General features: G+C 67.6%; 20 protein-coding genes. 4 read left to right on the forward strand and 16 right to left on the reverse strand.

All coding sequences use genetic code 11. The features are described from left to right. Positions 1 to 82 precede the first annotated feature (82 nt). Together PSK12I2_RS0120745 and PSK12I2_RS0120750 are read left to right on the forward strand one after the other, a co-directional pair. Positions 83 to 598 (forward strand): DUF4142 domain-containing protein, encoded by a 516-nt coding sequence (locus PSK12I2_RS0120745; RefSeq protein ID WP_027599893.1) that lies wholly within the window; start codon positions 83 to 85, stop codon positions 596 to 598. Positions 599 to 1,001: 403 nt separating this feature from the next. After that, positions 1,002 to 2,213 carry an MFS transporter gene (locus PSK12I2_RS0120750; protein WP_027599894.1) on the forward strand — a complete coding sequence of 404 codons (1,212 nt, stop codon included), beginning with the start codon at positions 1,002 to 1,004 and terminating at the stop codon, positions 2,211 to 2,213. Positions 2,214 to 2,423: 210 nt separating this feature from the next. Here PSK12I2_RS0120750 and PSK12I2_RS24230 read toward each other — a convergent pair whose 3' ends face one another. From PSK12I2_RS24230 to PSK12I2_RS0120780, 6 genes are read right to left on the reverse strand one after another with little or no spacing between them, the layout of a single operon-like run. Further along, positions 2,424 to 2,996 (reverse strand): GNAT family N-acetyltransferase, encoded by a 573-nt coding sequence (locus PSK12I2_RS24230; protein ID WP_081347956.1) that lies wholly within the window; start codon positions 2,994 to 2,996, stop codon positions 2,424 to 2,426. Continuing rightward, a complete protein-coding gene (locus PSK12I2_RS0120760; RefSeq protein ID WP_027599895.1) occupies positions 2,993 to 3,529 on the reverse strand; it encodes a GNAT family N-acetyltransferase in 537 nt (178 codons plus the stop codon). The genes PSK12I2_RS24230 and PSK12I2_RS0120760 overlap by 4 nt, the downstream gene beginning before the upstream one ends. Further along, entirely contained in the window at positions 3,526 to 5,178 is a 1,653-nt protein-coding gene (locus PSK12I2_RS0120765; RefSeq protein ID WP_027599896.1) for an ABC transporter ATP-binding protein, read from the reverse strand. The genes PSK12I2_RS0120760 and PSK12I2_RS0120765 overlap by 4 nt, the downstream gene beginning before the upstream one ends. After that, on the reverse strand, positions 5,175 to 6,632 hold the full coding sequence (locus PSK12I2_RS0120770; RefSeq protein ID WP_027599897.1) for an ABC transporter permease: 1,458 nt from the start codon (positions 6,630 to 6,632) through the stop codon (positions 5,175 to 5,177). Before PSK12I2_RS0120770 ends, PSK12I2_RS0120765 begins: the two co-directional genes overlap by 4 nt. A 5-nt stretch (positions 6,633 to 6,637) precedes the next feature. Then, positions 6,638 to 7,615: an ABC transporter permease gene (locus PSK12I2_RS0120775; protein WP_027599898.1), complete on the reverse strand. Its 978-nt coding sequence runs from the start codon at positions 7,613 to 7,615 to the stop codon at positions 6,638 to 6,640. Next, the gene (locus PSK12I2_RS0120780; RefSeq protein ID WP_027599899.1) at positions 7,612 to 9,834 is read right to left on the reverse strand and encodes an ABC transporter substrate-binding protein; all 2,223 of its coding nucleotides are present in this window, start codon (positions 9,832 to 9,834) and stop codon (positions 7,612 to 7,614) included. The genes PSK12I2_RS0120775 and PSK12I2_RS0120780 overlap by 4 nt, the downstream gene beginning before the upstream one ends. 88 nt (positions 9,835 to 9,922) lie before the next feature. Here PSK12I2_RS0120780 and PSK12I2_RS0120785 point away from each other — a divergent pair, with 88 nt between their 5' ends. Then, entirely contained in the window at positions 9,923 to 10,444 is a 522-nt protein-coding gene (locus PSK12I2_RS0120785) for a cupin domain-containing protein (RefSeq protein ID WP_027599900.1), read from the forward strand. A gap of 361 nt (positions 10,445 to 10,805) precedes the next feature. On the opposite strand, the gene aroQ is transcribed toward PSK12I2_RS0120785, so the two are convergent. The 6 genes from aroQ to PSK12I2_RS0120815 are packed head-to-tail and all read right to left on the reverse strand — an operon-like array spanning position 10,806 to position 15,114. Next, entirely contained in the window at positions 10,806 to 11,252 is a 447-nt protein-coding gene (gene aroQ / locus PSK12I2_RS0120790) for a type II 3-dehydroquinate dehydratase (RefSeq protein WP_027599901.1), read from the reverse strand. Positions 11,253 to 11,260: 8 nt separating this feature from the next. Next, a complete protein-coding gene (gene aroE, locus PSK12I2_RS0120795) occupies positions 11,261 to 12,079 on the reverse strand; it encodes a shikimate dehydrogenase (RefSeq protein WP_027599902.1) in 819 nt (272 codons plus the stop codon). Further along, complete coding sequence (locus PSK12I2_RS0120800) at positions 12,076 to 13,308, reverse strand: CaiB/BaiF CoA-transferase family protein (RefSeq protein ID WP_027599903.1); 1,233 nt, start codon at positions 13,306 to 13,308, stop codon at positions 12,076 to 12,078. The genes aroE and PSK12I2_RS0120800 overlap by 4 nt, the downstream gene beginning before the upstream one ends. Beyond that, positions 13,305 to 13,763 carry a MaoC family dehydratase gene (locus PSK12I2_RS0120805; protein ID WP_027599904.1) on the reverse strand — a complete coding sequence of 153 codons (459 nt, stop codon included), beginning with the start codon at positions 13,761 to 13,763 and terminating at the stop codon, positions 13,305 to 13,307. The genes PSK12I2_RS0120800 and PSK12I2_RS0120805 overlap by 4 nt, the downstream gene beginning before the upstream one ends. Before the next feature lie 8 nt (positions 13,764 to 13,771). Then, positions 13,772 to 14,167 carry a VOC family protein gene (locus PSK12I2_RS0120810; RefSeq protein ID WP_027599905.1) on the reverse strand — a complete coding sequence of 132 codons (396 nt, stop codon included), beginning with the start codon at positions 14,165 to 14,167 and terminating at the stop codon, positions 13,772 to 13,774. Further along, entirely contained in the window at positions 14,164 to 15,114 is a 951-nt protein-coding gene (locus PSK12I2_RS0120815; protein ID WP_027599906.1) for a ketopantoate reductase family protein, read from the reverse strand. The genes PSK12I2_RS0120810 and PSK12I2_RS0120815 overlap by 4 nt, the downstream gene beginning before the upstream one ends. 91 nt (positions 15,115 to 15,205) lie before the next feature. Between PSK12I2_RS0120815 and PSK12I2_RS0120820 the strand changes: the two genes are divergently transcribed. Continuing rightward, a complete protein-coding gene (locus tag PSK12I2_RS0120820; RefSeq protein WP_027599907.1) occupies positions 15,206 to 16,114 on the forward strand; it encodes a LysR family transcriptional regulator in 909 nt (302 codons plus the stop codon). 66 nt (positions 16,115 to 16,180) lie between these two features. Here PSK12I2_RS0120820 and PSK12I2_RS0120825 read toward each other — a convergent pair whose 3' ends face one another. From PSK12I2_RS0120825 to PSK12I2_RS0120840, 4 genes are all read right to left on the reverse strand, one after another. Then, positions 16,181 to 16,627 carry an Hsp20 family protein gene (locus PSK12I2_RS0120825; protein WP_007160292.1) on the reverse strand — a complete coding sequence of 149 codons (447 nt, stop codon included), beginning with the start codon at positions 16,625 to 16,627 and terminating at the stop codon, positions 16,181 to 16,183. Between the two features lie 130 nt (positions 16,628 to 16,757). Further along, positions 16,758 to 16,916: a hypothetical protein gene (locus PSK12I2_RS25120; protein WP_007160293.1), complete on the reverse strand. Its 159-nt coding sequence runs from the start codon at positions 16,914 to 16,916 to the stop codon at positions 16,758 to 16,760. After that, positions 16,913 to 17,497, reverse strand: a complete 585-nt coding sequence (locus tag PSK12I2_RS0120835; RefSeq protein WP_027599908.1) for an alpha-ketoglutarate-dependent dioxygenase AlkB — start codon at positions 17,495 to 17,497, stop codon at positions 16,913 to 16,915. Before PSK12I2_RS0120835 ends, PSK12I2_RS25120 begins: the two co-directional genes overlap by 4 nt. A gap of 2 nt (positions 17,498 to 17,499) precedes the next feature. Then, positions 17,500 to 17,757 (reverse strand): hypothetical protein, encoded by a 258-nt coding sequence (locus tag PSK12I2_RS0120840; RefSeq protein ID WP_007160295.1) that lies wholly within the window; start codon positions 17,755 to 17,757, stop codon positions 17,500 to 17,502. Between the last annotated feature and the right edge of the window lie 49 nt (positions 17,758 to 17,806).

A 17,806-nucleotide genomic window follows, 5' to 3' on the forward strand; every position in this document is an offset into this window, starting at 1 on the left:
GGGCAGGTCCCATTTGCAGGCGCGTTCACCGCACAGCGGTGAGCCCCTTCCCTTACTGCCCAAGAAAATCAGGAGCACGTCCATGACGCCCATGCTGAAGAAAGCCTCCAGCCTGTCCCTCGCCATCCTGCTGGCTGCCGGTGCCGGCCTGGCCCAGGCCGCCGACAAGCTGTCTCCGGCCGAATTCGTCGACGACGCCTCGGCCAAGGGCATCGCCGAGATCGAAGCGGCCAAACTGGCTCTGGACAAGAGCAAGTCCCAGGACATCAAGACCTTCGCCCAGAGCATGATCGACGACCACACCAAGGCCAACGAGCAGCTCAAGAGCCTGGCCCAGGAGAAGAAACTGAAAGTCTCCACCGACGCCGAGCTGATGGACAAGGCCAAGGCCATGATCCTGCAGGTGCGTGACGACTCCTTCGACCGCTCCTATGCCAACAACCAGGTCGTGGCCCACGAGCAGACCATCGAGATCTTCCGCAACGAAGCCAAGACCGGCGATGACGCCGCGCTCAAGGCCTTCGCCGAGAAGACCCTGCCGAAGCTGGAGCACCACCTCCAGGAAGCCAAGGCGCTGCAGACCAAGTACGCGAAGTAATAGCGTCATCCCAATAGAAAAGGCCGTGGCGAGTGATCGCCACGGCCTTTTCTTGCAGCCTATCGCGGCCATGGGCCGCTCCTACAGAGGCTACCGTACCTGTAGGAGCGGCCCATGGCCGCGATCCGAACCCGGCCCGCACTACTTCGTAAGCGCCAACAAGGGGCAACCCGCCGTGACGGCGCTCAATTCTTGTGCAGCGCCTTGACCGATTCAGACGCTGCCAATATCGCGATCCCCAGCTAACACTGGGCTCACTCAACTTGGCTTCGCTCTTGCAAAGACCTCGGCAGGGGTGGCCAACGGCGGTCACCCAACCGACAAAGGCGTCAGTTCACCTCCCGGCAACGGGCAAGGGTGACTGGCGCCTTTTTCATGCCCGTGACGTGCCCGAGGTGCCTCCATGAGTCCCAGTTTCTGGAAAGCCGGCCATGCGCCGACCCTGTTCGCCGCCTTCCTCTACTTCGACCTGAGCTTCATGGTCTGGTACGTGCTCGGTCCCATGGCCGTGCAGATCGCCACCGACCTGCAGCTGACCACCCAGCAGCGCAGCATGATGGTGGCCACGCCCATTCTCGCCGGTGCCGTCCTGCGCCTCATCCTGGGCTTCGTCGCCGATCGGCTGTCACCCAAGACCGCCGGCATCATCGGCCAGGTGGTGGTGATCCTGGCGCTGCTGGTGGCCTGGCAGCACGGTGTGCACAGTTATGAGCAGACCCTGGTGCTGGGCCTGTTCCTCGGCTTCGCCGGTGCTTCCTTCGCCGTCGCCCTGCCGCTGGCCTCCCAGTGGTATCCGCCGCAGCACCAGGGCAAGGCCCTGGGCATCGCCGGCGCCGGCAACTCCGGCACGGTGTTCGCCGCCCTCTTCGCCCCGGCGCTGGCCAAGGCCTTTGGCTGGACCAACGTATTCGGCTTCGCGCTGATCCCGCTGATCCTGACCCTGGTGGTCTTCGTGCTCTGCGCCCGCAACGCCCCGGAACGGCCGGCGCCCAAGAAGCTGGTGGACTACGGTCGTGCGCTGAACGACAAGGACAGCTGGTGGTTCATGTTCTTCTACAGCGTGACCTTTGGCGGCTTCCTCGGCCTTGCCAGCACCCTGCCCGGCTATTTCCATGACCAGTACAGCCTGGAGCCGGTGGTGGCCGGCTACTACACCGCCGCCTGCGTCTTCGGCGGCAGCCTGATGCGGCCCCTGGGCGGTGCCCTGGCCGACCGCATCGGCGGGATCCGCGCGCTGCTCGGCATGTATACCGTGGCCGCCATCTGCATCGCCGCCGTGGGCTTCCACCTGCCCAGCGCCATGGCGGCCCTGGCGCTGTTCGTGGTGGCCATGCTCAGCCTGGGCGCCGGCAACGGCGCGGTGTTCCAGCTGGTGCCCCAGCGCTTCCGCAAGGAAATCGGCGTCATGACCGGGCTGATCGGCATGGCGGGCGGCATCGGCGGCTTCGCCCTCACCGCCGGCCTGGGCGCGGTCAAGCAGGCCACCGGCGACTATCAGCTGGGCCTCTGGCTGTTCGCCGCCCTCGGCGTGCTCGCCTGGTTCGGCCTGCTCAGCGTCAAGCGCCGCTGGCGCACCACCTGGGGCTCGGCTGCCGTTACCGCGGCGCGGGTCTGAGACCCGATTCAAAGTCTGCTGCGCGTCGGCCAAACCGCGTTGAAAATGCCCTGGGTCGCCAGCCCGGTCGGAATGCTCATTTACCGCTCGTAAACCCGAGCGCGGGTCCGATCCGCTTCCTCAGCCATTTTCGCCTTGTTTGTCGCTAGCTCGCGAGACTTAGAACAGGATCTGAGGGAAGTCCGGCGGCCAGGGGCCGCCGGTTTTCATTCAGGGGGCGGAACGCACATAGCTGGTCAGCACGTGATCCCGCCAGACCCCGTCGATCTCCAGATAGCGCCGCGCCAGGCCCTCGCGCTCGAAGCCGAGCTGGGTCAGCAGATGGGCGCTGCGGACGTTCTCCGGCAGATGGTTGGCCATGATCCGGTTCAGGCCCAGCTCGGCGATGACGAAGTCCCGCCCCAGGCGTACGGCCTGGCGCATCAGCCCCCGCCCCTGCCAGGCCGCATCCAGGCCGTAGCCCAGGTAGCAGGCCTGGAAACCGCCGCGAACTATCTGGCTGAAATTCACCGTGCCTATGACCAGCGGGCCCGCTCGCAGCACCAGGCGCAACTCGCTGAGACCCGGCCCGCCGGCGCGGTAGGCGGCCGCCTGCCCCTGCCATTGCGCCAGGGTATAGAAGGCGTCGGAGCGCCGCGGCATCGACAGCGCCAGGTGCTGGCGATTGCGTCGGTAGTAGTCGGCCACCGCGGCGGGATCGGCCAGGGTCAGGTCGATCAGTTCCACCGCCTCGGTCACGGCGAAGCGCGGTGGATACTGCAGCGGAACGCTCAGGGCGGTCATGACTTCACCTGCGGCGGCAATTCATAGACCCAGGTGGCGCAGCGCTGCCCGTCCGGACCTTCCCGATCGTTTTCCAGCACCCGGACGCGCCGGAAACCGACCCGTTCGGCAAGGCGCTGGCTGGCGTCGTTGGCGGCCGAGGTGGTGAGAAAGAACCCGGCCGTGCCCCGCTGCTCGACGAAATACCGCAGTGCGGCGGTCATCAGGCCCTGCCCGGTATGCAGGCTGTGCAGCCAGTAACCGATCTCGAAGCGCCGCCCGCCGTCCAGTGGCGTGAACCCCAGGCAGCCGAGCAGTTCGTCACCGCGCACCAGGAAGTAGCGTTTCTCGCCCTGGGCGAGGGTGAAGGCGCCGCGGGCCGCGAGCAGGCTGTCGCGGGCCTGGGCGACGCTGGTCTGTTCGCGCGCCCAGGCAAGGAAGCGGCGGTGCTCGGCATAGCTCCAGTTCAGGGCGTCGGCGAAGGCCGCGGCCAGGCGCGGTTGCGGCCACACCAGCTCGAAGTCGGCCAGGGCGATGCGCGGTGGAAAATTCATGGCGAGGTCCCGAATTCCAGGCGCGGCACGGCGGCCAGCAGGCGCTGGGTCATGGCGTGAGCGGGCGCGCGCAGCACCCGTTCGGCGCTGCCCTGTTCGACGATGCGACCGCCGTCCATGACCGCGATGCGATCGGCCAGGTACTCGACCACGCCAAAGTTGTGGGTGATGAACAGATAGGCCAGGCCGCGCTCCGCCTGAAGTTCGCGCAGGAGATCGAGGATCTGCGCCTGCACCGAGACGTCCAGCGCCGAGGTGGGTTCGTCGCATACCAGCACCCGCGGCTCGACGATCAGCGCCCGGGCGATGGCGATGCGCTGCCGCTGGCCGCCGGAGAATTCATGGGGAAAGCGCTGCAGGGTGTCCCCCGGCAGCCCGACCCGCTCCACCAGGGCGGCGGCACGTCTCTGGCGCTCGGCGGCGTCCAGTTCCGGGCGCAGGGCCAGCAGCCCCTGCTCCAGGGTGGCAGCGATGCGCATGCGCGGATCCAGGGAGGCGAAGGGATCCTGGAAGACGATCTGGATCTGCCGGCGCAGCCGTTGCAGGGTGCGTCCATCGGCCGTGAGCAGCTCTGCGCCGCCCAGGCGGGCACTGCCGCCGATGCGCGGCCCGTCGAGCAGCCGCAGCAGCGCCTTGCCGGTGGTGGTCTTGCCGCAGCCGGATTCGCCCAGCAGGGCCAGGGTCTCGCCGGCGTGGAGGTCGAAGTCCACCCCGTCCACCGCCCTGACCCAGTCCCGGGTCCGGCCCCAGGCGCCGCGGCGGAGCGGATAGTGCACGGCCAGGTCGCGTACCTCCAGCAAGCACTCGCCCGGGGTTCGCGCGGGCAAGGTGCGGGGTACTCCTGCCAGGGTCTGGCCGCGCTTGGCGAAGGTGGGAATGGCGGCGAACAGCTCGCGGGCATAGGGATGCCGGGGCGCCTGGAAGAAGTCCGCCGCCGGTGCGCTCTCGACGATCTCGCCGTGGCGCATCAGGGCCACGTGATGGGCCACCTGGCGCACCACCGCCAGGTCGTGGGTGATCAGCAGGATGGCCATGCCCAGTTCGCGCTGGATGTCGGCCAACAGCGCGAGGATCTGTGCCTGGACGGTGACGTCCAGCGCCGTGGTGGGCTCGTCGGCGATCAGCAGATCCGGCTCGGCGGCCAGCGCCAGGGCGATCATGATGCGCTGCTTCTGGCCACCGGAGAACTGGAAGGGGTAGTCGTCGATCCGTCGCTCCGGCTCGGGAATGCCCACCCGACGCAGCCATTCCACCACCCGGGCGCGGGCGGCGGCGCCGCGCAGCGCGGTATGGGCGCGCAGGGTTTCCTCGATCTGCTCGCCGATGCGCATGACCGGATTCAGGCTGGTGGCGGGCTCCTGGAAGATGGTGCCGACGCGCCCGCCGCGCAATTCGCGCAGGCGGCCTTCCGGCAGTCGATGCAGGTCGGTGCCGGCCAGCAGCGCCGCGCCGCGGGCGATGCCCAACGCAGGCGGCAGCAGCCGCAACAGCGAGAGCGCCGTGACGCTCTTGCCGCTGCCCGATTCCCCGACCAGGGCGAAGGTCTCGCCGCGGGCGATGGCCAGGCTCAGGCCGCGCACCGCCTGGCGCGTGCCCTCCTCGCCGTCGACCAGGATCTCCAGGTCGCGGATTTCCAGCACCGGGGTCATGGCTGCACCTCGCCCTGGCCGGGACGGCGCCTGAGCCAGGCGGATCTCAGCCGACGACTGCGCGGATCGAAGGCGTCGCGCACGGCGTCGGCGAACAGGTTGGCCGCCAGCACCAGGGCCAGCATGAATGCGAAGGCGCTAAGCAGATTCCACCAGATCATGGGGCTGCGGGACATTTCGGTGCGGGCGTCGTTGATCATGGAGCCGAAGGAATTCATGGTCGGATCGACACCGATGCCCAGGTAGGAGAGCACCGCCTCGTAGAGCACCAGGCTGGAAAATTCCAGGGTCAGGGTGATGAGCACCAGGTAGAAGACGTTGGGCAGCAGGTGCCGGCGCAGGATGGTGAAGTGGGAAACGCCGAAGGCCCGCGCCGCCTGCACGTATTCCAGCTCGCGCAGCTTGAGCGCCTCGGCGCGCAGCAGGCGGCAGAGGCCGGCCCAGCCGGTGAGGCCGAGGATCAGGCAGAGCATGAAGAGACGCAGGTCGGCGCGCGCCGCGCCGGTGTCGAACAGCTCCGGATGGCGGTCGATGAACACCTGCATCATCAGCACGCAGGCCGCTACCAGCAGCACCCCGGGGATGGAGGTCAGGGTGGTGTAGAGGTAGGTGATGACGTCGTCCACCCGGCCCTTGAAGTAACCGGCGGCCAGGCCGAAGACGATGGCCGGTGGCAGCATGGCCAGGGTAGTCAGGCTGCCGATGACGAAGGCGGTGCGGATGCTCTTGAGCGACTGGTAGAGGACGTCGTTGCCGGTGCCGTCGGTGCCCAGCACGTGGTAACCACTGGCCAGGGCGATCACGCTGCCGGACACCAGGCAGACGCCCAGCCAGGTCAGCAGGATGGCGCGCCAGGGCGTGGCGGTCTGGCCGCGGAGGATGAGTCCGCAGCGGCTGGCTAAGCCACCCGGCTCGCGCAGCCGTGCCGCGGCCAGGGCGGCAGTCGCCAGGGCCAGCGCCAGACCGCCGAGCAGGCCCAACGTCAGCCGCTTGAGGACATCGCCCCGCCACTCGGTAGCGGGATCGCGCAACGTGGTGCCGGCATGCTTGAGGCGGGGGAAGTCCCGCAGCGGCGCGCCCTCGGCGCTGGTGCCCAGGGTTTCCTTGGTGAACTGGTGGGTGGCGAGCGGCGCCGAATAGGTCTTCTCGCGCTGGGTCAGGCTGGTCTCGGCCAGCAGGCCGTCGAGGGCCGAGAGCACCGTGGGCGAGTAGATCGGCGCCGTGGCGCCAGGCGTCGCGGGTAACTGGGGCCGGTAGTGCAGCGAATCCAGCAGGGCGATGGCGACGAAGCTGGCCAGCACCACGGCCGCGCTCATCGCCGGGGCATCCTGCAGCACCCGGCGCCAACTGGCGCGCAGGGCCGGCTGGCGACGCGCGCGCCAGGCGTAGATCAGGCTGCCGGCCACCAGCAGGTAGAGGGCGAGGTCGGTCCAGAGTAAGACGAATTTCGGCATGGCGGCTACCTGAAGCGAACGCGCGGATCGGCGAGGGTGTAGGACAGGTCCGCCAGGATCAGGCCGACGATGTAGAGCACCGACCCCAGGAACACCATGGTGCGGACCACGGCGAAGTCCTGGCCGTTGATGGCGTCGATGGTGTAGCTGCCCAGGCCGGGAATGCCAAAGAAGGATTCGGCGATCAGGCTGCCCATGATCAGCAAGGGAATGGCCGAGACCACCCCGGTGAGGATAGGCAGCGCCGCATTGCGCAGCACATGGCGCAGGAGCACCTGGCGCTCGGCCAGCCCCTTGGCGCGGGCGGTGCGCACATAGTCCTTGCCGATTTCTTCGAGAAACAGCGCGCGGTAGAAGCGCGCCTGGCTGCCGAGGCCGGCTATCACCGCCACCAGCACCGGCAGGGCCAGGAAGCGCAACAGGTTCCAGCCCTCTTCATAGCCCGAGAAGGGCACCAGGCGCAGCGTCTTCGCGAACAGCCACTGGCCGGCGATGATGTAGAAAAGTGAGGAGATCGACAGCAGCACCACGCAGAGCACCACGCCCCAGAAGTCCAGCCGGGTGGCGCGAAAGAATACCAGCAGCAGGGCGAAGCCGACGCTGGCCGCCAGGCCGAGCACGAAGGTCGGCAGCGCCAACGCCAGACTCGGGCCGGCGCGCTCGGCGATCTCTCGGCCGATGTCGCGGTCGCTGTCGGAGGTGCCGAAGTCGAACACCAGCAGACTGGCCGACCGTTCGAAGAAGAGCGTATCGGTCAGCTGCTCCATTCCTTCACGGGTGGTATTAATGAGCAGCGGCTTGTCGTAGCCGTGCTCCGCCTTCCAGTCCTCGATGGCTTCGGCGGTGACGTACTTGCCGCCGATGGCCAGGCGCGCCATGTCGTCCGGGGTGTTGACGGTAAAGAACAGCAGAAAGGTCAGCAGATTCACGCCGATCAGGATGAGCACGCCATAGGCCAGGCGCCGCAGCAGATAGCCGATCATGGCCGCCCCTCCCCGTGGCCGTCGCCAAAGGCGGTCTGGCGCTCACGCCGCCGGAGGCTGCGCCAGGCCGGCCAGATCAGCAGCAGCCCCAGCCCCAGCAGCAGCCACAGCGGCCAGAGCACCGGCCGGTTCCATTCCAGCACCTTGCGCTCGCGCAGCGCCGGGTCCAGGCGCAGATAGCGCAGCTGATCGCGCACCATCTGGGTCGGCTTGGCGTTGTAGACCCACTGCTGATAGGCCCCGGCCGACAGGGGATTCCAGCCGAACAGCCAGGGCGCGTCCTGCTGCACGATGGCGACCATGCGCCGGATCAGGGCGACCTTTTCCGGTCCGTCATCGAGACTCTTCATCTGCTCGAACAGCCGGTCGTATTCGGCATTGCTGTAGTTGCCGGCATTCTCGCCACCGTGCTTGGCCTTGCCCTGGGGACCGTAGAAGAGGAACAGGAAGTTCTCGGCATCGGGATAGTCGGCGTTCCAGCCCCAGAAGAAGATCTGCGCCGCGCCCTTGCGCATCTTGTCCTGGAATCTGTTGTAGTCCGAGCCGCGCAGTTCCAGCTGGATGCCCAGCTTGGCGGTCTGCTGGCGCATCCAGTCGAACATGGCGCTGTCGCCGCTGGTCTGGGCGTCGTATTGCAGGATCAGCGGTCGCCCACTGCTGGCGTCGCGGCCATCGGGATAGCCGGCTTCGGCCAGCAGCCGCCTGGCCTCTTCGATGGGTCGCCGCTCGGGCTTGCCATCCACCATTCGATAGACCACCGGATTGCTGCCGGCAGGTGGCGCTTCGTAGCCCAGCACGCCCGGCGGCAGCGGGCCATTGGCGACCAGGCCGTTGCCGTTGAGAAAGACGGTAATGTAGCTCTCCCAGTCGAAGGCGATGGACAGCGCCTGGCGCAGCTTGCGATTGCGCACCTGCTGCTCGGGCGTTGCGCCCTGCCCCACCACCGGATCCAGCCAGTTGAAACCCAGGTACCAGTTGGACGCCTCCACCGCGGTGGGCAACTTGAGGCCACGCTCGCGGTAGAGCTCGGCGGAATCGGCCGAATCACCGGCCTTGGTGCGCAGCGCCACGCCATATTCGCCGCGCTCGACCTGGGGGGTGTCGTAGTAGCCCTGGATGAACTTGCCCATCAGCGGCACCCCTTCCTTTTCCAGGCTGAACACCGCGCGGTCGATCAGCGGCATGGGCTTGCCGCAGTCGTCCAGCCGGCCCTGTTCGCGATCCTCGGGCTCCCCTTCGCAGGGATAGGGATCGGCGTGGTAGTTGGGATTGCGCTCCAGCACATGGCGGCGATTGGGGATGGACTCGGCCAGGCGATAGGGTCCGGTGCCCACCGGCCAGCTGTTGAAGCCCAGGTTGTGCTCGGCCATCCCCGGCTGGCTGTAGAAGCGATCCGCCTCCCAGGGCACCGGCGCGGCGAAGGTCATGGCCAGCCAGTAGTTGAACTGGGGGTACTTGCCGATCACCCGCAGCCGCAGGGTGTGGTCGTCCAGCACCTCGACCCCGGGCAGCTCGCCCTGGCGCAGGTCCAGCCAGGGCAGCGGCGCGCCCCTGGGCAGGCCGGCGCGCAGGGCCTTGTCGGCGGCGCGCAGGCCGTCGCCATAGGCCTGCATGCCGACCAGGTGCTCGGCGAAGATGGCATAGCTGGGCGAGACCAGCCGCGGACTGGCCAGGCGACGCAGGCCGTAGGCGTAGTCGGCGGCGGTCAGGGCGCGGCTGCCGGTCTCGGGAAAGTCGGGGATCTGGTAGCGATCGGCCAGGTCGGCGGGCTGGATCGGGAAGTAGCGGTAATGGCCCTGGGCATCGCGGGCGAAGGCCGGATGGGGCGCATAACGGGCGTCGCGGCGGATGGGGATGTCGTAGACGCTCTCGGCGATCTGCGCGGCCGGTGCGTCGTCCGGCAGGCGCCGGCCCTGGGCATCCAGGTAGTAAGGCGTGACCACCCGCTCGGCGCCGCGGGGGATCAGCGCGTAGGGCCGCTTGAAGTAGTGGTAGCCGTAGAGGGGTTCATAGATGTTGTAGGTGAAGTTGGTCTCGTCGCCGGAATAGGAACTGGCCGGATCGAGGTACTTCGGCGAGCGGGTGGTGAAGGCGGTATAGAGGGTATTCCGACCTTCGGCTCCGGCGCGGTAGGGGCTGTTGATCGGCGTATCGGGTGAACAGCCACCGAGCAACGCCAGGGTCAGCAGTGCGAGGAGTTGTCTGGACAGTCTGGGCATCGCGTTCCTGCACCGAAAGGGACCTGAGGCGGCAGCGTCCGCCTAACCGGCTAAGCTTGAGCTATTTTCCCGCGAGGCGCAGCACCCCATGCAATCCCGGAAAGATTTCGACAAGATCGTCCACTGGTCCCGGCTCCAGGCGCCCGACGGCCCCGGCTATGCCGACAGTGACGAGCGCTTTTCCCTGGGCGCCGCCTTCGGCCGCCACTTCGGCTTCGCCCGCCTGGGCATCCACCACGAATGGCTGCCACCCGGTCGTCGCACCTCGCGGCCCCATGCCGAGGCCACCGAAGACGAATTCATCTATGTGATCTCGGGCCACCCCACCGCCTGGATCGACGGTCACCTCCAGCGCCTCAAGCCGGGCGACGGGGTGGGTTTCAAGGCGGGGGATGGCGTCGCCCACACCTTCATCAACGAGACCGACGAGCCGGTGGAGTTGCTGGTGGTGGGCGACACCAGCCGGGCGGACAACCGCCTGCACTATCCGCTGCATCCAGAATACACCGCCGGTCTGGGGGACAAGCAGTGGCAGGACTGTCCCAAGCGGGAACTGGGGCCGCATACGGGTGAGGCGATATCGCGCAAAAAGGACGACGAGTGCTCTTGAATCCGTTGCGACTCCCCGCCTCCATCCGCGCCAACGCGGGACTTCTCAACCAGTTGCAATTGGCGCCCGATACCTGCCTCAGCTATGGCGAGCATCAGCTTGATTCTCATGCCGAGAGAAGCGGTGCCTCCCTACCCTGCTTTATCGCGGCCATGGGCCGCTCCTACAGTGTAGGAGCGGCCCATGGCCGCGATAGCCTGCACACCGCTCCTTATCCTACTGGTGGGCTTCGGCGATGGAGCTGCCTCGACCCAACAGGGCCTCAGCCAACACCTTGGTGCGTGGAAAACGCTGCGCGGTTTTCCACCCTACGCGGGATCTGTGGAAGCGCTCCCTTTTCCTCGGGGTGGGGGTCGGCGGCTCAGGCCCTGCGCGCCTGGGCCGCGCTTACCGCGGCGCGCAGCGCCAGCAGGTAGCTGTCTACGCCGAAGCCGGCGATCTGCCCCAAGACGATCTCGGCGAACACCGAGTGATGGCGAAAGCTCTCCCGCGCATGGATGTTGGACATGTGCAGTTCCACCACCGGGACGGTAAGGATCGCCAGGGCGTCGCGGATGCCGTAGCTGTAGTGGGTCCAGGCACCGGCGTTGATGAGGACGCCATCGACGCCCTCCTCGTAGCCCTGGTGGATGCGCTCAACCATCGCCCCTTCGTGGTTGCTCTGGAAGGACTCTATTTCCACCCCCAGTTCCGCACCGAGGGCCGCCAGCCTGGCGTCGATCTCGGCCAGGGTCACGGTGCCGTACTGCACCGGATCGCGCTTGCCGAACATGTTGTGGTTGATACCGTGCAGCATCAGGATCTTCATGGGATCGCTCATGTCAGGGGAAGGGTCAGCCGGTCGATGACCGGCCGGGTCTCGGGGCGCACGCCGCGCCACCAGGCGAAGGCTTCAGCGGCCTGCTCCACCAGCATGCCCACGCCGTCGGCCAGTTGCGCCACGCCCTGCTCCTGAGCCAGGCGCAGGAAGGGCGTCAGCCCCTTGCCATAGGCCAGTTCGTAGGCCAGCGCCGCCTGGGCAAAGACGTCGGTCGGGACCGGTGGCAGCTCACCGACCAGGCTGGCCGAGGTGGCGTTGATCACGAGGTCGAATCTCTCCCCTTGCAGGGCCTCGTAGCTGCTTACACTCAGCAGCGGATGCCCGATCTCCTGGGCGAGCCCTGCAGCCTTCTGCCTATCGCGATTGACCATCACCAGCGCCGCCGGCCCGGCCGCGAGGAAGGGCAACAGCGCCCCCCGTACCGCGCCACCGGCGCCCAGCAGCAGCACACTCTTGCCGGCCAGCGGCTGGCCGAGGTTGACCTCGATGTCACGCAGCAGGCCGATACCATCGAAGTTCTCCGCCAGCACCCGCTCCCCCTCGAACTTCAGCGCATTGGCCGCCTTGGCCAGGCGCGCCCGCTCGCTGGGCTCGGTGGCCAGCTGGAAGGCCTGCAGCTTGAAGGGCGCCGTGACATTCATGCCCCGCCCGCCCTGGGCGCGAAAGCGCGCCACGTCACCGGCAAAATCCTCCAGCGAGCCTTCGATGGCACCGTACTCCAGGTCCTGGCCGCTGGTTGCGGCGAACAGCCCATGGATGAGAGGGGACTTGGTGTGATTGATCGGGCGGCCGATCACCGCGTAGTGGTCGGTCATGCCGGCATCTCCTGGGTGAAGAGCACGCCATCGGCCTGCAGCTGGGCGATCTCGTCCGCGCTGTAGCCCAGGCTCCGGGCCACGGAGGCGTTGTGCTCACCGAGATCCGGCGCCACCTGCTGGATGGTGGTGTCGCAGTCGGAAAAGTGGAATGGCAGATTGGGCATGCGCAGGGTGCCGAAGCGCGGGTGCTGCTGCTCCTGGATCATGCCGCGGGCCTTGATCTGCGGATCCTCGATCACCTCGTCGATGCGCTGCACCTTGGCGCAGGGCACGTCGATCTCGTCGAGCAGCGCCAGCAGCCGGGCGACCGGATTGGCCGCCACCCAGGCCTTGACGATGGGCAGGATAACTTCGCGATGGGCGTTGCGGCCGGTGGAGGTGTGGAAGCGCAGGTCACTGCCGAAACCCGGCTGGCCCGCGTCCTGTTCGACCAGGGCAGCGAAGCGCTTCCAGGAGTCGTCCACCTGGGCGGCGATCACCAGGTCGCCGTCCTGGGCGCGGAAGACGCCATAGAGGGTCGAGGTGGGCATGTCGTGACCGGTCTGCTGCGGCAGGATCTCGCCGCCGGACAGGGTGTAGCACTGCACCGCGTACTCGTGCATGGACACCAGGGTGTCATACAGCGCCATGTCGATGTGCTGGCCGCGGCCGCTGGTGACCCGGCCGAGCAGCGCCGCGTTGATGGCGGCCACCGCGTGGGCGCCGGTGTACATGTCGCCCAGGGAGATGCGCAGCAATGGTGGAGCCTCGCCCGGCGTGCCGACCATCTGCATGATGCCGCTCTTGGCCTCGGCGATCAGGCCGAAGCCGGCGCGATGGGCGTCGGGCCCGGTGTGGCCGTAGGCGGAAATCGAGCAGTACACCAGGCGCGGATTGCGCGCGGACAACTCCTGATAACCCAGGCCGAGCCTGTCCAGGGCGCCGGGCCGGTAGTTCTCGATGAAGACGTCGGCACTGTCGCAGAGCTGCTGCATGAAGGCCTTGCCGCGCGGGTCCTTCATGTTGACGCTGACGCCCTGCTTGCCCATGTTGAGTTGCAGGAAGTAGCCGCTCTGCTGGTCGTCGAGGACGAAGGCGTGCTGGCGCCCGGCATCGCCGCTGCCGGGACGTTCCACCTTGATGACCTCGGCGCCCAGCGCCGCCAGGCAGCGCCCCACATAGGGACCAGCGAGGAAGTGGCTGTAGTCGATGACCCTCAGGCCTTGCAGCGGCAGTGGCTGACTCATAGGGCGCCCTCCCGCCGCGGCACCATCAGGCGGTGCTCGCCGCGCTGGACCACCTCGCCCTTCTGGTTGATCAGCTCGGATGGCAGCACCACGATGCCCCAGCCCGGCTTGCTCTTGCTCGGACGCATGGACCCCACCCGCAGCTTGACGTGCAATTCGTCGCCGACTCGGATCGGCAGCAGGAAGTCCCAGGTCCAGCCCAGCGACATCCCCGGCAGGAAGCGATAGTCGCACTGGGTCTTGAGGCCGTCGGCGATGGACAGTCCCATCAGGCCATGGGCGACCAAGCCGCCGAAGTGGCTGGCATTGGCATAGGCCTCGTCGACGTGGACCGGGGTGTGGTCACCGGTCAGGTCGGCATAGGCCAGGATGCGTTCCTTGGTGACCTGGTAGCTCGGGGTGATCGCCTCGTCGCCTTCGCGGGCGTCCTCGAAATATTTTTCTTGTACGGTCATGGTCGCTGTCACTCGGTTTGACGGGCGTTGACGGCCAGGGCGTCGTGCACGGCACGGGCCGGCACGGCCTGGATGAATTCCAGCGCCAGGCCATCGGGCAGCCGCAGCCAGTTGTAGCCCTGGGGCAGTTGCTCCACACCCTCGAAACGCCGGGCGGCGGCCAGGGCGGCGTCGAGGTCCTCGCACATCAGTCCCAGGTGGCCCAGGCGCCCCTCGGGGCCGGCGAAATCCGGCTTGCTCATGAATTGCATACCGCCCAGCGTCCAGTACTGGGTGGGTTCCTCGACCGTGCCCTGCACCTCGCGCAGGGTCATGCCGAACACCTCTTGGAAGAAGCGGATGTGCCAGTGGATGTCTTTCACCCAGATGGCCACGTGTTCCAGATAGGCCTTGGGAATGCTCATGATGTGGCGTCCTCTTGTTGTCGATCGGCCAGGGCGCGCTCGATGCCCTTGATGCAGGCGACCAGCGTGGCGTTGACCGGGGTCGGTACGCGGTACTGCTGGCCGAGCCGCACCACCGCGCCGTTGATGAAGTCGATTTCGGTGATGGAGCCCCTCTGCAGGCTCTGCAGCATGGAGGTCTTGAACGACGGCGCCAGCCCTTCGCGGGCCAGTTGCCAGGCGGCTTCAGGTTCCTGCAGGCCCAGCTCGACCCCGGCGGCGCGGGCCACTGCGATGGCCTCGGCGACCGCCTGCAAGGCGGTGTCGCGCAAGAGCGGCTCGCTATAGAGCTGGCCGTAGGTGAGCTGGGTGATGCCGGTGAGGGCCCCGGTGGCGACGTTGACCTGCAGCTTGTCCCACAGGGTGCCGCGGATGTTCGCGCTGACCGTGGTGGCCAGCCCCGCGCCGGCAAAGGCCTCGGCGACCGCCTGCACCCGCGGAGTGAGCTGGCCGTCGAGTTCGCCGATGAGGGTCTGCTTGCCGGCCACCCCGCTGCGGATCCGCCCCGGGCCGAGCAGCACCCCGCCGACATAGGTCTTGCCGGCGATCACCCGCTCCGGGCCGACGATCTCGGCCAGCAGCTCTTCGTGGCCGAGGCCGTTCTGCAGCGACAGCACCAGGGTCTCGGGACCGACCAGCGCCAGTGCCTGGCGCATGGCCTCGGCCGTGGCGAAGGACTTGACCAGCACCACCACCAGGTCGACCACCCCGACCGCCTCGGCGCTCATCGCCGCCCGTACCTGGACCCGGCGACGGCCCTCGGCGGTCTCGATGTCCAGGCCGTCACGGGCGACCGCCGCGATATGGGCATTGGGCCGATTGAGCAGCCAGGCCTCGTGCCCCACCTCGCTCAGCCAGGCGCCAAAGGTGCTGCCCAGGGCGCCGGCCCCGAGGATGCAGATTTTCATGGATCGGGCTCCTTGTTTTCGCCCTACCCTAGGCCCGCGTCTGCTATTGAGCTATACAAAGAGTCCAATTCGCCCATCAGGAATGCTGATAATGCTGCCGACGGACGGCCTGCCCGAACCCAAGCTGCTGATGCTGTTCGAGGTGCTCTATCGCACCGGCAGCGTGACCCGGGCCGCCGAACAGCTGGGTCAGAGCCAGCCCACCATCAGCCTCTGGCTGGGCAAGTTGCGCCAGCAGCTGCGCGATCCACTGTTCGTGCGCACGCCTGGCGGCATGAAGCCCACGCCCCAGGCCGAGGCCCTGATCACCCCCTGTCGTGAGGTGCTCGAGTCCCTGCGCCGGCTGGTGGCCTGGGAGGTCGCCTTCGAGCCCGCCACCGCCCAGCGGCTGTTTCGCCTCTGCCTGAGCGATGCCAGCCACATCACCCTGCTGCCGCGGATCCTGGCGCAGTTGCGCGAGGTGGCGCCCGGGGTGCGGCTGGAGATCGCGCGGATCGACGGCAACACCGAGCAGGCCCTGGAGATCGGCGAGGCGGACCTGGCGATCGGCTTCATTCCCTGGCTGGGCGGCAGCCTCTATCAGCAACTGCTGTTTCCCCAGGATTGGGTCTGCCTGGTCAGCGCCCGCCATCCGCGCCTCGGCGAGCGATTGACGGCCACGGCCTACGCCGAGGAGGGCCACGTGCTGATCAGTGCCGGCACCGGGCAGAAGCTGCTGGAAGCGGGTCTGGTCAGCGCCGGGGTGCAGCGCCGCATCGTGCTGGAGCTACCGGGGTTTCTGGGCGTCGGCGCGGTGGTCGGCACCTCCGACCTCATCGTCACCCTGCCGCGGCACATCGGCACCACCCTGGCGGAGACCTATGGCCTCAGGGTCCACGAATGCCCGGTACCGATCGAAGGCTTCGCGGTCAGGCAGCACTGGCACGCGCGCTATCACCAGGACGCCGGCAACCGCTGGTTGCGCGGGGTGCTGCTGGAGCTCTTCGGCCAGGGCCGCTAGCGCCGGGGCCGCAAACGAAAAAGCCCCAGCACGGGGCTGGGGCTTTTAGGCAGGACGCCTGGACGATCAGTTGTCCAGAGCCGGGCGCTGGCCGGCGATGGCGATGCGCTTGGGCTTGGCTTCTTCCGGGATCACGCGCACCAGTTCGATGCTCAGCAGGCCGTGCTTGAGATCGGCACCCTTCACCTCGATATGGTCGGCGAGGCGGAAGGACAGCTTGAAGGCGCGCTGGGCGATGCCCTGATGCAGGAAGGTCACGCTCTCGGCGCTGTTTTCGCGCCGGCCACCCTTGACGGTGAGCACGCCACGCTCGACTTCGATCTCCAGGTCATCTTCCTGGAGGCCGGCGGCGGCGATCACGATGCGATACTGGTCGTCACCGTGCTTCTCGACGTTGTAGGGCGGATAGGAGCTGCCAGCGTCGTTGCGCAGAGCGGATTCGAACAGGTCGTTGAACCGGTCGAAGCCGACGGAATGACGGAACAGCGGGGCCAGGGACAGTACGTTGCTCATGGTGAATCTCCTGATAGGTTCAGCAAGTTTCGGTGTTGCCTGCGGGACCCGACTTCGGCATCCCGCATGAACCTAGATAGGAATCCCCCACAAAATTTCAAGGGCGAATCCCGACGAACGGTAGTGCCCGCTATTTCTTCTTCGGCTTGCGCTTTTTCTTCTTGGCGGCGGTCAGCGGCAGCGCCTGCTCGAAGGCCGAGCGCACCTCCTGCAGCCGGCGCTCCTTGAGGTCGTGGATGCGCTTGCCGCGCTCGGTGGTGAAGTCGATGAGATTGCTGTCGTCGCTCATGTCGCTATCCGGCGAAAGGTGAGATTCAGCCGCAACCCGCTGGCTTTGCGGGTCTTGGCGATCTGGTGCTGCCAATGATGCTGGGTCGCGCCGGCCATGACCAGCAGGCTGCCGTGACCCAGTTCCAGGGAATGGCCGATTCGGCTGGTGCCCTTGCGGCGGAAGTCGAAGCGCCGGGCGGCGCCCAGGTTGAGCGAGGCGATCAGCGGATTGGTGCCGAGACTGGCCTCGTCGTCGCTGTGCCAGCCCATGGAATCCTGGCCGTCGCGGTAACGGTTGAGCAGCACGCCATTGAAGGCCTGGCCGCAGGCCGCCTCGACGGCTTCACGGATGAGTTGCAACAGCGGCGTCCAGGGCAAGGCGGCGTGATCCAGGCCGGCGTAGCCGTAGACCACCCCGGGGTCGGCATACCAGGCGACCTGTCGCGGCACCGGGTGCCAGCGGCCGAACACCCGCACCTGCGGCTGGCTCCAGGGGATTTCGGCGTCCAGCTGCTGCAGCCAGGCATCGGCTCGTTCCGGGGATAGCCAGTGCGGGTGGAAGGCCAGCTCGGCGTCGTCCAGCTCCAGGCGCTCGAGCATGGCTAGACCCGCAGATCCACCTGGGCGCCCACCTGCTCCGGCTCTTCCAGGGCCTGGGCACGTTCGGCGCCGAGGCCCTGGCGCAGGGCTTCGCGCTGCCGGCGGCGGCGGCGCGCCTCGCGATCCAGGGTCGCTTCGTCCTCCAGCGGGGCGTGCGCCGTTTCGGCAGGTGCCGTCACCGGCGCGACCACGGGGCGCACGGGCGCCGGATCCAGCTGGTTGGGTGGGGTCACGCCCAGGGGCGGAACGATGGGGATCATGACGGGGACCTCGAATTCGCGGACTGCGGCAAAGAGCGCGTTAGGCTTC

It is taken from the genome of Pseudomonas sp. MOIL14HWK12:I2, from assembly GCF_000510745.1.
Classification (GTDB): Bacteria; Pseudomonadota; Gammaproteobacteria; order Pseudomonadales; family Pseudomonadaceae; genus Chryseomonas; species Chryseomonas oryzihabitans.

What these genes read in the sequence shown, in the direction of transcription:
- PSK12I2_RS0120745 (WP_027599893.1), top strand. Translation starts at nt 83, where the DNA reads ATGACGCCCATGCTGAAGAAAGCCTCCAGCCTGTCCCTCGCCATCCTG.
- PSK12I2_RS0120750 (WP_027599894.1), top strand. Translation starts at nt 1,002, where the DNA reads ATGAGTCCCAGTTTCTGGAAAGCCGGCCATGCGCCGACCCTGTTCGCC.
- PSK12I2_RS24230 (WP_081347956.1), bottom strand. Translation starts at nt 2,996, where the DNA reads ATGACCGCCCTGAGCGTTCCGCTGCAGTATCCACCGCGCTTCGCCGTG.
- PSK12I2_RS0120760 (WP_027599895.1), bottom strand. Translation starts at nt 3,529, where the DNA reads ATGAATTTTCCACCGCGCATCGCCCTGGCCGACTTCGAGCTGGTGTGG.
- PSK12I2_RS0120765 (WP_027599896.1), bottom strand. Translation starts at nt 5,178, where the DNA reads ATGACCCCGGTGCTGGAAATCCGCGACCTGGAGATCCTGGTCGACGGC.
- PSK12I2_RS0120770 (WP_027599897.1), bottom strand. Translation starts at nt 6,632, where the DNA reads ATGCCGAAATTCGTCTTACTCTGGACCGACCTCGCCCTCTACCTGCTG.
- PSK12I2_RS0120775 (WP_027599898.1), bottom strand. Translation starts at nt 7,615, where the DNA reads ATGATCGGCTATCTGCTGCGGCGCCTGGCCTATGGCGTGCTCATCCTG.
- PSK12I2_RS0120780 (WP_027599899.1), bottom strand. Translation starts at nt 9,834, where the DNA reads ATGCCCAGACTGTCCAGACAACTCCTCGCACTGCTGACCCTGGCGTTG.
- PSK12I2_RS0120785 (WP_027599900.1), top strand. Translation starts at nt 9,923, where the DNA reads ATGCAATCCCGGAAAGATTTCGACAAGATCGTCCACTGGTCCCGGCTC.
- aroQ (WP_027599901.1), bottom strand. Translation starts at nt 11,252, where the DNA reads ATGAAGATCCTGATGCTGCACGGTATCAACCACAACATGTTCGGCAAG.
- aroE (WP_027599902.1), bottom strand. Translation starts at nt 12,079, where the DNA reads ATGACCGACCACTACGCGGTGATCGGCCGCCCGATCAATCACACCAAG.
- PSK12I2_RS0120800 (WP_027599903.1), bottom strand. Translation starts at nt 13,308, where the DNA reads ATGAGTCAGCCACTGCCGCTGCAAGGCCTGAGGGTCATCGACTACAGC.
- PSK12I2_RS0120805 (WP_027599904.1), bottom strand. Translation starts at nt 13,763, where the DNA reads ATGACCGTACAAGAAAAATATTTCGAGGACGCCCGCGAAGGCGACGAG.
- PSK12I2_RS0120810 (WP_027599905.1), bottom strand. Translation starts at nt 14,167, where the DNA reads ATGAGCATTCCCAAGGCCTATCTGGAACACGTGGCCATCTGGGTGAAA.
- PSK12I2_RS0120815 (WP_027599906.1), bottom strand. Translation starts at nt 15,114, where the DNA reads ATGAAAATCTGCATCCTCGGGGCCGGCGCCCTGGGCAGCACCTTTGGC.
- PSK12I2_RS0120820 (WP_027599907.1), top strand. Translation starts at nt 15,206, where the DNA reads ATGCTGCCGACGGACGGCCTGCCCGAACCCAAGCTGCTGATGCTGTTC.
- PSK12I2_RS0120825 (WP_007160292.1), bottom strand. Translation starts at nt 16,627, where the DNA reads ATGAGCAACGTACTGTCCCTGGCCCCGCTGTTCCGTCATTCCGTCGGC.
- PSK12I2_RS25120 (WP_007160293.1), bottom strand. Translation starts at nt 16,916, where the DNA reads ATGAGCGACGACAGCAATCTCATCGACTTCACCACCGAGCGCGGCAAG.
- PSK12I2_RS0120835 (WP_027599908.1), bottom strand. Translation starts at nt 17,497, where the DNA reads ATGCTCGAGCGCCTGGAGCTGGACGACGCCGAGCTGGCCTTCCACCCG.
- PSK12I2_RS0120840 (WP_007160295.1), bottom strand. Translation starts at nt 17,757, where the DNA reads ATGATCCCCATCGTTCCGCCCCTGGGCGTGACCCCACCCAACCAGCTG.